11 protein-coding genes and 1 pseudogene are annotated in these 15,506 nt (G+C 66.4%); 2 read left to right on the top strand and 10 right to left on the bottom strand.

Going from position 1 to position 15,506, the window contains the following annotated elements:
* Window positions 1-144: 144 nt before the first annotated feature.
* The 8 genes from IQ16_RS01670 to ubiE form a co-directional block, all read right to left on the bottom strand.
* On the bottom strand, window positions 145-867 hold the full coding sequence (locus tag IQ16_RS01670; RefSeq protein WP_018644162.1) for a nucleotidyltransferase family protein: 723 nt from the start codon (window positions 865-867) through the stop codon (window positions 145-147).
* A gap of 143 nt (window positions 868-1,010) precedes the next feature.
* Window positions 1,011-1,328, bottom strand: coding sequence for a PilZ domain-containing protein (locus tag IQ16_RS01665; RefSeq protein WP_018644163.1), 318 nt, complete (start codon window positions 1,326-1,328; stop codon window positions 1,011-1,013).
* Window positions 1,329-1,415: 87 nt separating this feature from the next.
* Window positions 1,416-2,948 (bottom strand): bifunctional tRNA (adenosine(37)-N6)-threonylcarbamoyltransferase complex ATPase subunit type 1 TsaE/phosphotransferase, encoded by a 1,533-nt coding sequence (locus IQ16_RS01660; protein WP_018644164.1) that lies wholly within the window; start codon window positions 2,946-2,948, stop codon window positions 1,416-1,418.
* On the bottom strand, window positions 2,945-5,449 hold the full coding sequence (locus tag IQ16_RS01655; RefSeq protein ID WP_026312172.1) for a sensor histidine kinase: 2,505 nt from the start codon (window positions 5,447-5,449) through the stop codon (window positions 2,945-2,947). The genes IQ16_RS01660 and IQ16_RS01655 overlap by 4 nt, the downstream gene beginning before the upstream one ends.
* Before the next feature lie 370 nt (window positions 5,450-5,819).
* Complete coding sequence (gene dut, locus IQ16_RS01650) at window positions 5,820-6,278, bottom strand: dUTP diphosphatase (RefSeq protein WP_018644166.1); 459 nt, start codon at window positions 6,276-6,278, stop codon at window positions 5,820-5,822.
* Entirely contained in the window at window positions 6,275-7,723 is a 1,449-nt protein-coding gene (gene coaBC, locus IQ16_RS01645; RefSeq protein ID WP_018644167.1) for a bifunctional phosphopantothenoylcysteine decarboxylase/phosphopantothenate--cysteine ligase CoaBC, read from the bottom strand. The genes dut and coaBC overlap by 4 nt, the downstream gene beginning before the upstream one ends.
* A 57-nt stretch (window positions 7,724-7,780) precedes the next feature.
* The gene (ubiB, locus tag IQ16_RS01640; RefSeq protein ID WP_018644168.1) at window positions 7,781-9,355 is read right to left on the bottom strand and encodes a 2-polyprenylphenol 6-hydroxylase; all 1,575 of its coding nucleotides are present in this window, start codon (window positions 9,353-9,355) and stop codon (window positions 7,781-7,783) included.
* Entirely contained in the window at window positions 9,352-10,113 is a 762-nt protein-coding gene (gene ubiE, locus IQ16_RS01635; RefSeq protein WP_018644169.1) for a bifunctional demethylmenaquinone methyltransferase/2-methoxy-6-polyprenyl-1,4-benzoquinol methylase UbiE, read from the bottom strand. Before ubiE ends, ubiB begins: the two co-directional genes overlap by 4 nt.
* Window positions 10,114-10,194: 81 nt before the next feature.
* On the opposite strand from ubiE, the gene mutM reads away from it, so the two are divergent.
* Entirely contained in the window at window positions 10,195-11,076 is an 882-nt protein-coding gene (gene mutM / locus IQ16_RS01630) for a bifunctional DNA-formamidopyrimidine glycosylase/DNA-(apurinic or apyrimidinic site) lyase (RefSeq protein WP_018644170.1), read from the top strand.
* Between the two features lie 245 nt (window positions 11,077-11,321).
* On the opposite strand, the gene IQ16_RS01625 is transcribed toward mutM, so the two are convergent.
* Window positions 11,322-12,065: a ParA family protein gene (locus tag IQ16_RS01625; RefSeq protein ID WP_018644171.1), complete on the bottom strand. Its 744-nt coding sequence runs from the start codon at window positions 12,063-12,065 to the stop codon at window positions 11,322-11,324.
* Between the two features lie 243 nt (window positions 12,066-12,308).
* On the opposite strand from IQ16_RS01625, the gene ggt reads away from it, so the two are divergent.
* Window positions 12,309-13,988 (top strand): gamma-glutamyltransferase, encoded by a 1,680-nt coding sequence (gene ggt / locus IQ16_RS01620; protein WP_018644172.1) that lies wholly within the window; start codon window positions 12,309-12,311, stop codon window positions 13,986-13,988.
* A 143-nt stretch (window positions 13,989-14,131) separates the two neighbouring features.
* Here ggt and IQ16_RS01615 read toward each other — a convergent pair.
* Window positions 14,132-15,489 (bottom strand): annotated as a pseudogene (locus IQ16_RS01615) (serine protease).
* Between the last annotated feature and the right edge of the window lie 17 nt (window positions 15,490-15,506).

Here is a 15,506-nt window from a genome sequence, read left to right as displayed (position 1 = left end):
GTCGTCCCCGTTGTTCGCGGGCTGGCACAGGTGCCGTAGGGTGGGCAAAGCGAAGCGTGCCCACGCATTTTTGCGATCGAGAGAGATGGTGGGCACGGCGCAAGGGCGCCTTTGCCCACCCTACGGCACCGTCTTCGGGGCTGGCTACGCCACGCTCTCCAAAAATGCCTCTTCCGCGGCGTGCACCGCATCGGGCGTGCCGACATGCATCCAGACGCCGTCGAGACGGAGGCCGAACAGCCGCTCCTGCTCGTTGGCGCGGTCGAACATCTTTGTCAGCGAGAATTCGCCCTGCGGCGCACCGGCGAAGATCGACGGCGACAGGATCGCCGCGCCGGCATAGACGAACGGAACGACCTCTTTCTCCTTGCGCTTGCGCAAGGCGCCGTCGGGCAGCATGCCGTAATCGCCGCGGCCGCTATAGCCGATGCTGGTCGCGGTCGGCGCCATCAGCAACAGGATGTCCATGCGCTCGGGGTCGAAGTTTTCGGCAAGCCGCGTCAGATTGGAGCGCACGCCGTCGATCCACAGCGTGTCGGAGTTGACGTGAAAGAACGGGGCATCGCCGAGCAGCGGCAGCGCCTTGACCACGCCGCCGCCGGTGCCGAGCACCTGGTCGCGCTCGTCCGAGATGGTCACGCGCGGAAGCTGACGCGATGCGACATGGTCGATGATCTGGTCCGGCAGGTAGTGCACATTGACCACCGCCTCAGTCACGCCGGCATGGCCGAGCTTGTCGAGCACGTGGTCGAGCAGCGGCTGCCCGGCGACCGGCACCATCGGCTTCGGCATCTTGTCCGTCAACGGACGCATGCGCAGACCGAACCCTGCGGCGAGCACCATGGCTTTGGTCGGCTTGACGGACATCCTTTGCCTTCTCAGAACTCTTTCCGCTTCGGACCTATCTGGTTTCGCGTTTGCAGCAAATCCTAGCACGGGACCGCATCAATCGCACCGCGTCTCAACCGCCTTAACCACCCGCCGTGACGGTTGTACGACGGGTGTTGCCGTTACGCCCCAACGGACGCGGAACGCGCCTTTTTCTTCCTGTCGCCGACCTTCAGGAAATTGACGCCGATCTGGTCGCCATTGACCCAGGCCAGTTCGCAGCGCCGGTACGCAAGTCCCGTGGACGACAGCAGCAAGAAGAATTCCTTCAGATGCAGGCCTTCGACCGAACCGTCGATCGTCAGCTTGGCGCCGCTCTCGGAGACATCCTCCATGGTGCAGTCGCGCCGCCAGGTGCCGTCGATTCCCATCATCTGGGCCGGTATCCCGCGCTCGAAAACAACCCGGCTGTTGCCGCGCTGATCCGTCTTTACCGCCATCTGCCCCGCTCCAGCCCCGTATTTATCCGGCTGCCTCGCCGCCAGGATAGCGACGTCTTGGCTAACAGCCGGTAAATCGGGCCCGAATCAGGCCTGTGGCGGGCCTTGGGGTGACGGCACGTTGGCGAGATACCACTCGCGCAAGACGCTGAGCGCGGGATGCGCCAGCGAGCGCTGGAGGTAGGTCCAGATCCGCGGTTGGTGGCGCAGATAATGCGGCTTGCCGTCGCGGCGGTTGAGCCGCGCGAAGGTGCCGAGCAGACGCGTGTTTCGCTGCGCCGACATGATCGCGTAGAGCTCGGCGAAGTCGGCCGCATCGAAGCTCGCATCGTCCGCGCGCCGCGCCTTGATGTAGCGCGACAGCAGCGTCAGCTCGATGTTTTCAGGCACGTCGATGCGGGCGTCCTGGAGCAGCGACACCACGTCGTAGGAGTGCGGCCCGAGCACGGCGTCCTGGAAGTCGATCACGCCGACACGTTCGATGCCGGAGCGGTCAGCGAGCCAGATCAGATTGGGCGAGTGATAGTCGCGGATGATCCACGTCCTCGGCGCCGCCAGCGGCTTCTTCAACAGCTCGCGCCACATCGCGAAGAATTCCGCGCGCTTCTCATCGCTCAGCGGCGCGTTGCGATCGGGCAGATACCATTCCGGCATCAATCCGATCTCGATCAGAAGCGCCTCGACGTCGAAGACGGGGATGTCGTAGGTCTGCCCGTCCAGCGACAGCGTCTCCGGCAGCGCCTTGGCGTGCAGCATCGCCAGCACGTCGGTCGCGGCCTCGTAGCGCTCGGCGATCGGGCGCGGCGGATCACCCTCGATCATGCCCTCGCTGCCGAAGTCCTCGCTGATCAGAAAGCCATGGTCGAGATCGAAATGGTGGATGGCCGGCGCCGAGATGCCTTGCGCGCGCAGGCCCTCGTCGATGGCGACGAACGGCCTCACGTTCTCGGCGAGATGCACCGCGGCGCTATAAGACTTTCCGTTGTAGAGGGCCGCGCCGTCAGGGCGCTGCGGGAAGTTCATGAGGATGACGATCTCGTCGCCGCGCAGCAGCCGCGCATAAGAGCGGGTCGAGGCGTCGCCGTTCATGCGCTTGCGCGTTGCATCGATATAGCCGGATGCATCGAGGAATTCGCGCAGCGCCTGCAGCCGCGCGACCTGCGCAGCGCCTTTGCCGAAACCGGTGATGTCGGCGGCGCGCGCATTCGAGCCCAGCGCGGGGCGATGCGTCAGTGCGATGTCGATGCGGTCCGCGGGCATGGCCGACGGCGCACGCTCGGGCCATTCGATCAGCACGAGCGTCGCCTCGGGAAGCGGCGACAGCCCGATCTCCTCGAGCTCGCCCTCGTCCTCGACGCGGTAGAGATCGGCATGCATCACCGGGAAGGGCGGCAGCTCGTAGCCCTGCACCAGCGTGAAGGTCGGGCTCGGCACCTCCAGCTCCTCATCGCTGGCGAGGTAGCGGATCAGCGCGCGGGCAGCGGCGGTCTTGCCGGCGCCGAGGTCGCCGGTCAGGGTGATGACATCGCCCGGTCCGACCAGCAGGGCGAGATCGGCCATCAGTTGCGCGGTGGCCGTCTCGTTGTGAAGCGCGACGGAGAATGTGGTGGGCGCGGTCATTCGGCGGCGTCGCGATGCGCCGCCTGGTCGGTCGGGAAATCGCAGATCACGACCGTGCCCCGGCCGACGATCGAATCCACCCGCACCTTGCCGCCATGCAGCTCGACGAAGGAGCGCACCAGCGACAGGCCGAGCCCGGCGCCGCGGTGACGCGACCCCTGCGAGCGGCTTTCGAACCAGTTGAACACCTTGTCTTTCATGTCGGCAGGTATTCCAGGCCCGGAATCTGTCACAGTGAAGACCACGCTGCGTTCGGTGCGCCGCGCGCTGATGCCGACGGTGGAATCCTGTGGAGAAAACCCGACGGCGTTGGCGAGGAGGTTATAGAGCACCTGCACCACGCGCTTCTCGTCGCCGATGAAGCTGCCGATATCGGGCGCGATCTCGACCTTGAGGCGGATGCGGTCGGTGGCGAGGCGGTCCTGGATGCCCTCGGCGGCGAGCTCGATGGTTTTGCTGACGTCGACGGGCCCGAGTTCCAGCTTCATCGCACCGGCGTCGATGGTGGCGAGATCGAGGATGTTGTTGGTGAGCGCCAGCAGTGCGTTGGTCGATTTGGTGACGTAGTCGAGATATTCGGCCTGCTTCGGCGTCAGCGGCCCGGTCGAGGGATCGCTGAGGAAATGCGCGAAGCCGATGATGGTGGTGAGCGGCGAGCGCAGCTCGTAGGAGACGTGGTGGACGAAATCCACCTTCATCTGGTCGGCGGCTTCCAGCGCCTCGTTGCGCTCGCGCAGCGCGCGCTCGACATTCTCGGTGTCGGTGATGTCCTGGAAGGTCAGCATCGTGGCGCCGTCGGGCAGCGGCCGGATCATGCCGTCCAGCACGCTGCCGTCCTTGCGTTCCAGCTTCAGCGGCACGTCGGCGCGGTTCTCGATCGAGGTGATGGCTTCGCGGATCTGCCGCCAGACCTGCGGCTCGTCGAACAGCTGATGGCACCAGCCTTCCACGGTCTGGATGTGCGGCTCGTCGCGCATGGCATCGCTCGACAGCTTCCACATCCGCACGAAGGCCGGGTTGAACAGCTGCGCCTTGCCGTTGCTGCCGAACACGGCAACGCCCTCGGCGAGACTGTCCAGCGTCTCGCGCTGGACCCGGATCATGCCGTCGAAGCGGCGGGCCAGCTCCAGGCTCTCGGTGACGTCGTCGAACAAATAGGTGACGCCGCCTTCCGGGTTTGGCGTGGTGACGACGGAGAGCGCGCGGCCGTCGGGCAGATACCAGGTGTCCTTGGCGGTCTCGACCGCGCGATAGGCCTCGTGCAGTTTTGCCTTCCAGGCGCGGAAATCCGGCTGCTCCGGCAGTTTTCGCGCAGCACGGAGCTGGTCCAGCACGCTGGAATCATCGGGATCAGCGTCGAGGAAGGTGCGGTCGAGGTCCCACAGCCGGCGGTAGGAATCGTTGTAGAAGGCGAGGCGCCGATGGCCGTCGAACACGGCGACGCCGGAGGAGAGCTGGTCGAGCGTGCGGCGATGTGCCTCCGCCATCCGCACCAAGGCCGAGCTCAGCGCATCCGCCTCGCTGGCATCGATAGCGACGCCGACGCTGCCGCTGCCGACATTGACGGCGCGGACGTCGTACATGCGCCGCTCGCCGCCGATTACGATCGGCAGCCGCGAGGTGAAGCTGGCGGCATCCTTCAGTCCGCGCTCCATCGCGGTGCGGTCGGCGCTGTCGAGCAGCTCGAGCTTGCGCTCATGGGCATCAGTGATGCTGGCCGCCTCGGTGGCGCGGACATAGGCCGGATTGGCGTAGGTGAGCGCGCCGTTCTCGCCCTTGGCCCAGATCGGCCACGGCGCGGCGGCGGCGAAGCCGCGCAGCATTTCGGTCTCGTCCGAGAGCGCCTTGTAACGCAGATGGGTCTCGGCCAGATCGCGCCGCAGTCCGGAGAGCTCGCGAATCCGGACGATGGCCTGGCCGCCGATGGCGCGGCCGATGGCTTCCAGCGTGTGGCCATGCGCGGTGGTCACCGTCAGCTGGAACCCGTCGCCGCGGTCGCGCAGCGCGTCGACGGCGTGGTCCATCTGCAGCGCGGGTTCCGGCGGCAGCCAGGTTCCGAACGCCAGCACGCGCTGCGGCGAGGAATCGCGCGGCAGCACCATCGCGATGTCGCCGGAGATCTGCGCGCGGTTGTCGCCGGCCGGCCAGGAGATCAGGATCTGCGGCTCGGCGAACAGCAGCGCGCCGAAGCGGTCGGACTGCAGTTGCAGCTCCCCGATCCGCGCCCGCAGCTGTGCCTCGTTCGTTGCCGTGCGCACCCGCGTGCGCATCAGCAGGATCGCGGCCATGACCGAGAAGCCGAGCAAGGCCAGCGCGGTGGCGAGCACCGCGAGTTCCTGCCGGTTGAAGTCCAGCAATATGGAGAGTGTGTCGACGAGGTCGGCGGCCTCAGCCGGCGCAGCCGGCAGCAGCGCTGCGAGAGCGCCGCCCAACAAGCTGTTGCGCGCCAACGATGTGCACGACAGCAGCGTCCGACGCATCGACACGATCACGCCTGACATAGTTGCCCCAAGACCGCACGGATTTACGCGCGGCGACCCCCGCCGCACGCGAATCAAAAGACAATACCCCCACCGCGACTCCACCGGTAAGAGTCCAGATCGTGAACGCAAACGCGGCTCCAAAAAAATGCCGGCTGCGCGGTTCCAGGTGCTCGTAATTCTGCGGGTGATTCGGCTGTAATTGCCGTGTGTTAGCGCGTTGTGCGGAGTGTTTGCCGCGATGAAGGTGCGCTCCCCCCCCCCTTGGGGGGAGGGTTGGGGAGAGGGTGTCTCCGCAACGGGACAATCCCCCAGAGGAAAGAACCCTCACCCGGCACTACGTGCCGACCTCTCCCGCAAGCGGGGAGAGGTGTACCCACTCACAGCTCGGCTAGCGGCCCGTCGAGCCGAAGCCGCCGGCGCCGCGATCGGTCGCGGACAAGGTCGCCACCGGAACCAGCGCGGCCTGCACCACAGGGGCGATCACCATCTGCGCGATGCGCTCGCCGCGCTTGATCACGAACGGCGCGGCGCCGTGGTTGATCAGGATCACCTTGATCTCGCCGCGGTAGTCGGCGTCGATGGTTCCGGGCGAGTTCAGCACGGTGACGCCGTGCTTGGCGGCAAGCCCCGAGCGCGGCCGCACCTGTGCCTCGTACCCCGGCGGCAAGGCGATCGCGAGCCCCGTCGGCACCAGCGCATATTGGCCGGGAGCGAGCGTCATCGGCTCGGCGTCCGGCACCGCGGCCATCAGGTCGAGGCCGGCCGCTTCCGCCGTCTGATAGGCCGGCAGCGGCAGGGCATCGGCATGGGCCAGCTGCTGCAGTTCGACGGTGACCTTCGTGCTCAAGATGCGGACTCCAGGGATTTGCCGGTCACGCTTTTTGCGACATGCGCGACCAGTTCGATGGCGACCTGTTCCTTGGTCATCACCGGCCAGGAATCAACTGTGATTTCGTCGTTCTTCTCAGCATTCTTGCTGATGAGGTGCACGGTGTTGCGATCGCCGCCCATCACGCCGGTCGCCGGCGAGACGTCGTTGGCGACGATCCAGTCGCAGCCCTTGCGCGCCAGCTTGGTCTTTGCGTTGTCGATGAGGTGCTCGGTCTCGGCGGCAAAGCCGATCACCAGCGGCGGACGCTTGTCGGCGAGCTTTGAGATCGTGGCGAGGATGTCGGGGTTCTCGACCAGCTGAAGCGGCGGCATGCCGGCCGCGGTCTTCTTCAGCTTCTGCTCGCCCTCATTGGCGACGCGCCAGTCGGCGACCGCGGCGGCGAAGATCGCGATGTCGGCGGGCAGCGCCGCCCGGACCTGCTCCAGCATCTGCCGCGCCGATTCCACGTGTTTCACTGTGACGCCGGCGGGGTCGTCGAGATCGACCGGGCCGCTCACCAGGATCACCTCGGCGCCGGCGGCCTGCGCAGCGGCGGCAATGGCAAAGCCCTGCTTGCCGGAGGAGCGGTTGGCGATGTAGCGCACCGGATCGATCGGCTCGTGCGTCGGACCTGCGGTGATCAGCACGCGCTTGCCGGCGAGTGGCTTCGGTACGGGCGGCCGCAGCAGGCGCTCGGCGGCAGTGGCGATCTCGATCGCTTCCGACATGCGGCCGACACCGGCTTCGCCAGCTTCGGCCATCTCGCCGGAATTCGGTCCGACCAGCACCACGCCGTCGCGCTGGAGCTGGGCGAGATTGCGCCGCGTCGCCGCGTTGTTCCACATCAGCGGATTCATCGCCGGTGCCAGCAGGATCTTTCGATTGGTGGCGAGCAGGATCGCGCTGGCGAGATCGTCGGCATGGCCGTTCGCCATCTTCGCCATCAAATCGGCCGTCGCCGGCGCCACCACGATCAAATCGCAGTCGCGCGCGAGGCGAATATGGCCGGCGTCGAACTCGCTCTGGGGGTCGAACAGGTCGGTGTAGACGCGCTCATGCGAGAGCGCGCTGACCGCCAGCGGCGTGACGAATTGCTGCGCCGCCTTGGTCAGCACGCAGCGGACCTCGACGCGCCGCTCCTTCAGCCGGCGGATCAGGTCGAGCGATTTATAGGCTGCGATCCCGCCGCCGATGATCAGGGTGACGCTGGCCTCGGGGAGCGCGCCGGTGCGCTGGGGTACGGGGGCGATGGATTGGGCCGGGGGCGCCGAAAACGGCGTCAGCGGCTCCTCTCGGCCCTCGATCAGCTCCCTCAGGATGACCCGGACCTCTTCCTCGACCGACCTGTGGTTCTTGGCCGAGCGCAGCCGCAAATAGGTTTTGACGGCATCGTCGAGCTTGCGGATGGTCAGGCTTGCCATGACGCCCCTCCAGCACGGAATGATAGCGATGCTATCACTCGTGTGATTGCAGTGCAATCACAGATTCCGGACGGCGATCAGGATCCCGATGAAGGTCGCGGCGATGATCCAGAGCGCCACGGTGCGCCAGCGGTTCTTGCGGCCCTCGCTGCGGCCCATGGCCGCGATGCTCTCCGGCGACAGTTTTAACCCCTCCCGGGTCATGGTCTCGAGCTGCTCGAGGACCTTCACCGAGCGCTCCGCGATCTCCGGCAGGCGCATCAGCACGCGCGCGATGTCCCCGGTCCCCGCGAGCGCACCCTCGATGCGGCCGATCGGACCGAGATTGCGCTCGATCCATTCGCGCACCACGGGGTCGGCGACCTTCCAGATGTCGAGCCGGGGATCGAAGCCGCGCGCCACGCCCTCGACCACCACCATGGTCTTCTGCAGCAGGATCAGCTCGGGCCGCGTCGTCATGTCGAACAGGCCGGTGACCTCGAGCAGCAGCGTCAGGAGCCGCGCCATCGAGATCTCCTCGGCGGTGCGGTTATGGATCGGCTCGCCGATGGCGCGGATGGCTTGCGCGAAATTTTCGACCGAATGGTGCGCGGGCACATAGCCCGCCTCGAAATGCACTTCCGCCACGCGGCGATAGTCGCGGGTGATGAAGCCGAGCAGGATCTCGGCGAGGAAGCGCCGCTCCTTCATCCCGAGCCGGCCCATGATGCCGAAATCGACCGCGACGAGGCGGCCGGCCTCATCGAGGAACAGATTGCCCGGATGCATGTCGGCGTGGAAGTAGCCGTCGCGCAAGGCGTGCCGCAGGAAGCTCTGGATCACCTTGCGGCCGAGATCGGGCAGGTCGACCTGCGCCTCTGCAAGGCGCTTGTGATCGTTCAGCGCGATGCCGTCGATCCACTCCATCGTCAGCACGTTGTGCGTGGTGCGATCCCAGTCGACGGTCGGCACGCGGAAATCAGGATCGCCCTGCGTGTTCTCCGCCATCTCCGACAGCGCGGCTGCTTCGAGCCGCAGGTCCATCTCCATCGCGACCGAGCGCGACATGGTGTTGATGACCTCGATCAGGCGCAGCCGGCGCGCCTCGGACGAATAGGCCTCGGCCTTGTACGCGACGAAGAAGAAATCCGAGAGGTCGCGGCGGAAGCGGGCGGCGACGTTCGGCCTCAGCACCTTGATCGCGACCGGCCTGCGAATACCGTCGCGCTCGACCTCGCCGCGATGCACCTGCGCGATCGAGGCAGCCGCGACCGGCGGGCCGAAGCTCGCGAACACGTCCTTCAGCGGCCGCTCCAGCGAGGTGGTGATCGCGGCTTCCGCCTCGGCTTGCGAAAACGGCGGCAGACGGTCCTGGAGGCTTTCGAGGTCGCGCGCCATGATGACGCCGACCACATCCGGGCGCGTTGCCAGGAATTGGCCGAGCTTGAGATAGGCCGGGCCCATCCGTGTCAGCGCGCGCGAGATCCGCGGCCCGTGCTTGACGCCGCGCCGCTCGACGATGCGCGCGAGCTTCAGCGCAAGCTGGCCGGGCGGCGGCACCAGGCTTGGGTCGACGGAGCCGAACACGCCCTCGCGCGCAAACACGAACGCGGCGCGGATGAGGCGCGCAATGTGGGTGAAAGCAGAGATCACAAACGCCAGCCCGAATGCAGTGCGACGATGCCGCCGGAGAGTGTCTGCCAGCTTACGCGGGAAAAGCCGGCCTCGCGGATCATGTCGGCGAAGGCGGCAGGCTTCGGAAATTTGCGGATCGATTCGACGAGATATTGGTACGATTCGGCGTCGCCCGTGACCATGCGGCCGAGCGGCGGGATCACCTTGAACGAGAACAGATCATAGAGCTTGTCGAGGCCGGGCATCTCGACGGTGGAGAACTCCAGGCACAGGAAGCGGCTGCCGGGCCTCAGCACACGATAGGCCTCGCGCAGCGCCAGGTTGATCTGCGGCACGTTGCGAATGCCGAAAGCGATCGTATATGCGTCGAAGCTGCGGTCGGCGAAGCCGAGCGCTTCGGCATTGCCCTCGACGAAATCGACCTGGGTCTCGAGATGGCGCTTGGCGGCGCGCTCGCGCCCCACCGCGAGCATGTCGGAATTGATGTCGCAGACCGTGGCGTGGAAGCCGGGACCAGCCGCCTTGGCGGCGCGGAACGAGATATCGCCGGTGCCGCCGGCGACGTCGAGCAGGGCGAACGGCCGGTCGCTCCGCGGCGGGTCCAGCGCGTTGATCATGATGTCCTTCCAGACCCGGTGCAGGCCACCGGACATCAGGTCATTCATCAGGTCATAGCGCGACGCCACGCTGTGAAACACATCGTTCACCAGCGTCTGCTTGTCCCCCAGGGGAACGTCTTTGAAGCCAAAATGCGTGGTTTCGCCCGGCCGATCCATTACTCTACTCCACGAGGCGGACCATAGCCTGCCCGCCGCAATGGCGCTATCACACCGCCTTCATAAGGTGAATGCCTGACCATGCCTGAATTGCCCGAAGTCGAGACCGTCCGCCGCGGCCTTCAGCCCGTCATGGAGGGTGCGAAAATCCTGGTCGCGGAGGCCCGCCGGCCGGACCTGCGCTTCCCGTTCCAGCCGGATTTCGTGGCCCGGCTGAAGGGGCAGGTCGTCACGGGGCTTGGCCGCCGTGCAAAATATCTCATGGCCGATCTCGGCTCCGGCGACGTGCTGCTGATGCATCTGGGCATGTCGGGCTCGTTCCGCGTCATCAAGCCGGACAACGAGGCCGCACCGGGCGAGTTTCACTATCCGAAGGGGAAGGACTCCGCGCATGACCACGTGCTGTTTCGGATGTCCTCCGGCGCCGACATCGTCTTCAACGATCCGCGCCGTTTCGGTTACATGAAAGTGATCGCGCGCAACGCGCTCGAGGACGAGCCGCTGCTGCGCGGGCTCGGACCCGAGCCGCTCGGCAACGAGTTCGACGCCGCGATGCTGGCGCGCTCCTGTGAAGGCAAGACCACCAGCCTGAAGGCCGCGCTGCTCGACCAGCGCGTCGTCGCGGGCCTCGGCAACATCTATGTCTGCGAGGCGCTGCACCGCTCGCATCTGTCGCCGCGCCGGATCGCCGCCACACTGTCGACCAAGAAGGGCGAGCCGACCGATCATGCGAAACGGTTGGTCGGTGCGATCCACACCGTGCTGAACGACGCCATCAAGGCCGGCGGTTCGTCACTGCGCGACCATCGCCAGACCTCGGGCGAGCTCGGCTATTTCCAGCACTCCTTCAAGGTTTATGACCGCGAGGGCGAAAAATGCACGACGCCGCGCTGCGGCGGCACGGTCAAGCGCATCACCCAGAACGGCCGTTCGACCTTCTGGTGCCCGAAATGTCAGAAGTGAGAGGGATCGCAGCCGGGAGGTTGTGAGTCTCTGTAGGACGACAAACCCACGACGTCATTGCGAGCGCAGCGAAGCAATCCAGAATCTTTCCGCGGCGGCAGTCTGGATTGCTTCGCTGCGCTCGCAATGACGGGTGGATGGAACGCGAAGCGAAGCAATCCGGCCGGGCTGGGGGCCGGATTGCTTCGTCGCTGGGGACCTTCCGGATGGAGAAGGGCCGGCTGGCGTCGGCGCGATCGCCCCGCTCAGGACATCAGGGTCGTGGTCTCGTCCGCCGCAAGCTCGGTGGCGACGTGCAGCATGCCGTCCGCGGCGGAGATGACCTGGTCGATCAGGACATTGGTCGTGGCTTCGAGCTCGAGCCGGGTCTCGATCCAGCGCCAGAGGCCGCGGATCTCGTTGGCCGATTTGCCGTTCGGCGCGAATTCGCTCACCGCGAGGCCGCTGGCGAGCGAGTCCTGGTGATCGTTGCGCATCACGATCAGCGGGCGCGCGAGCACCCCGGCGAGATCGAGCGCGGCTTCCTCGGCGAGCGCGCCCGCGGCATTGTCGATGCGCTGGCCGCGGATCGGCGTCTGGTTCAGCACGAAGCTGTAGGGACGCTTCCAGGCGCGCGCGACGCTCAGCGTCGAGACGGTCGCCTCGATGTCGGCGACGCTCGGGCGGGCCGGGATCAGGCAGAGATCGGAATGGCGGATCGCGGCAGTGGTGGCGGCGGAAAGGCCGGCCGCGGTGTCGACGATCGCAAGCTGGAGGCCGCTGTCGGCGAGCATCTTCAGGCGCGGCGCGATATCGGCGGCGTGATAGATCGGCTCGACCACGAGATCGTCGGTGGTGCGGCGGCGCTGCCAATTGGAGAGGGTGCCCTGCGGGTCGGTCTCGATCAGGCGGACGGTGAAGCCGGCCTGCTTGGCTGCCAGCGCGAGGCCGATGGCAAGCGTGCTCTTGCCACTGCCGCCCTTTTGGGTGGCCAGTACGATCGTATGCATATGAAGATGATTCCTTTGGAGTGCCTGGGTATCGGGTTAACGCCACGCGAACGTGCATCGCTTCTCGATGCTGAGCTCTTCTCGCTCAGGACGTGCCCTGCCCGATCCAAAGGGGACCGCGGATGTCCGAATCAACGGTAACGATGATGGCAGAATCGGGAATGCCAGCTAATCCGTACCAATACTGGACCCGTAATTGCGCGTGTGATGTGCTCGCCACCTTGAATAGAAAGGGCAGGCGAGATGAGCGGCAACTGGCGCGACCGGACGGCAACCACCTTTGACTGCCAGAAGATGCCGGCGGTCTCGAGCCGCGGCATGGTGGTCAGCAACCATCCGCTCGCCTCCAGTGCCGGCGCCGAGATGCTGGCCGCGGGCGGCAACGCCATCGATGCCGCGATCGCAACCCTGTTCACCCTGACCGTGGTCGAGCCGATGATGGTCGGCATCATCGGCGGCGGCATGGCCCATATCCGGCTTGCCGACGGCAGTCACCGCTTCATCGACGGCCAGAGCACGGTCCCGTCAGTGGTGCGCGACACCACCTACACCTCCAAGCCGGGCTCGGCGCATGACGTGTTCGACACCGTCGGCAACGAGAACCTCAACGGCCCGAAGGCCGTCGCGGTGCCGGGTTCGCTGAAGGCCTGGTGCGAGACGCTGCAAAGGTTCGGCACCATGAGCCTCGCCGACGTGATGCAGCCTGCGATCAAGCACGCCGCGCGCGGCTATGCGGCGACGCCCTACTTGCATGAATGCATCAGCGAGTGCGCGGCGGAGATGCGCAAGGACAAGCCGATCGCGGCGGTCTTCCTGCCTGACGGCGAGCCGCTGAAGGTCGGCCAGCGCGTGGTGCAATCGGAATATGCCGAGACGCTGCGCTATATCGCCGATCACGGCGAGAAGGCGCTCTACGAGGGATCGCTCGGCGACATCCTCGCGGACTACATGGAGAAGGCCGGCGGCTTCATCCGCCGCGACGATCTCACCGGCTACAAGACCGTCGAGCGCCAGCCGATCCGCGCCGACTATCGCGGCTGGACCATTTTGGGGCCGCCGCCGCCCGCGGCGTCCGGCGTGCATATCGCGCAGATGCTGAACATTCTCGAAGGCTACGACATCGAAGCCCTCGGCTTCGGCACATCAGAGGCGATCCACTATCTCGCCGAGGTCCTGAAGATCGCCTTCGCCGATCGCGCCGCGGCCAGCGGCGATCCCGATCATGTCGGCGTGCCCGTCGAGAAGCTGACGTCGAAAGCCTATGCCGAGGGACGCCGCCGCGCGATCGATCCGGGACGGGCGCAGGCCTGGGGCGCCGGCGTGTCGCAGCTCGAGGGCGCGCACACCACGCATATGACGGCGGCAGATAGTTTCGGCAATGTGGTGGCGACCACGCAGACCATCAACAATCTGTTCGGCGCCAAGATCATGATCCCGGGCTTAGGTGCCATCGCCAACAACTACATGAACCTGTTCGATCCGCGCCCCGGCCACGCGCTGTCGCTGGCGCCGGGCAAGCGCGTGACGACCTCGATGTCGCCGATGATGGCGCTGCGTGATGGCAAGCTGCGCTTTGCGCTGGGGTTGCCCGGCGGAAAACGCATCTTCCCGAGCGCGATGCAGGCGCTGGTCAATCTGATCGACCACGGCATGAGCCTGCAGGAAGCGGTCGAGGCGCCCCGCGTCTGGACCGAGGGCAATGCGCTCGAGGTCGAGCAGAAGGTGCCGGAGAGCGTGCGGGTGAAGCTCGCAGCGCTCGGACACAAGGTGCAGCCCGTCGCAACGGTCGCCGGCGGCATGAATGCGATCGCGTTCAACGACGACGGCACCATGACCGGCGCCGCCTGCTGGCGCGCCGATGGGACGCCGGTAGGGATTTCGGGCGGCCTCGCGAAGGCCGGGGTGAGGTTCAGGCTGAGCTAGGCCCCGTGCCCCGGACGCTGCGCAGCGCGAAGCGGTGCGCTGCAGAGCCGGGGCCCAGAAACTTCGCACACCGAATTCGCGGATGCATGGGTCCCGGCTCTGCGCAGCAACGCTATGCGTTGCAGCGCGTCCGGACACGAGAGCTATTTCCGCACGCAGATCACGCGCACGACGGCGGCTTTCGCATCTGTCGAGCTTCCGTTCGCGGTAACGCCGTTTGCCTTCAGGAAATCTCGCGCCGTTTCTGCCGAGACCATCACCGCCTGCGACGCCGGCACCGCCGTCGCGGGTCCCGCGACCATTGCCGGCTTCAGCAGTGCGACGCCGGCGAATTTGCCGTCGCCGTCGATGGCAGGACTACCGGAGAATCCAACCGCCGGCGGCGGAGACAATGCGGAATCGCTCGAGGTGACCGGCGCCAGCGCGCCCTTGACGCTCGATACGCCGGCTGCGCCGCCCTGGCTTTGGGGATCCGCGATGCCGATGACATCGACACTCGTCTTCGCTGCGCCACTGGCGAGGCTGAGCGGCTTCAGGCCGCGCGCGCCGTAGATGTGCAGCAGCGCGAGATCGTGCTCCTTGTCCTCGGCGAGACGGTCGGCGCTGCCGAAGCCTGCGATGGTGACCGCAAGGCAACTGTCGGTGACGAGGCGGTCGGCCAGAATCGCGCCGTCATCGCTGACGACGATGCCGGTGCCGTATTCGACAGTCTTGCGCGGTGGCGGCCCGGCCATCGGGGTGGACGGAAATGCGTTGAACGCACTCGACATCGCGATCACGACCGGCTCGACCGTATTCTCCATCGCCTGGTCGTAGAGGATCGTCATGATGCGGACCTCGTCGCCCCTGAAGGTGCCGCGCACGTAAAACTTCTTCAGGCCCTGCAAGCCCGACAGCACGAAGAAGTCGGGCTTGACCACGGTGTAGTCGACCTTGCGCCCCGCAGGCTCCTTCTTCTCGGCGTCCGCGAGCTTTGCCGTGGTCGGGTTCGCCTCCTTGCGGCGGCTGAGCAGCACCTGCACGGTTCCGGTTGGCGAGGTCCATTTCGTGCCGTTGGCGTCGCTCGCCTGCTGCGGCACCAGCTTCGTGGGAATGCCGAGCCGCGCACCGCTGGTCGGCTCCATCACGATCTTCCAGCCGACGCTGTCCTGCTTCCGCCTTGCGGTCTCTGCGAGTGCCGCACGCTCCTGCGGATTGAGCACGCCGGTCGGCTTGCCGCCCTTGGCCTTCTGGTATTCATGGCGTTGACCATGCGCTCGCTGACGTCGCCGGTGATGGCGCCGTTATATTGGCCGACCCAGGCGAGGTCGGACTGCAACGACAGGCGCTCGGCCTGCGCCATGGCATCGGCGGTTTCCGACGCCGTTTGCAGTGCGGGCGGGCGGACCGGAACGGTCTGGACCGGCTTCGGCTTGGTGCCGGGGATCTGCGGCGCCGTCATCTGGGCGTGCGCGCCTGTGGCGGCCGCCAACATCAGTGTTGCCGCAAGCATCGATCTCATGACAAATCCAGCCAGCC

It is taken from the genome of Bradyrhizobium huanghuaihaiense (assembly GCF_007830635.1).
Taxonomy (GTDB): domain Bacteria; phylum Pseudomonadota; class Alphaproteobacteria; order Rhizobiales; family Xanthobacteraceae; genus Bradyrhizobium; species Bradyrhizobium huanghuaihaiense.
Note: the sequence above shows the minus strand (reverse complement) of the source record. Positions and strands in the feature narration are given on the sequence as shown.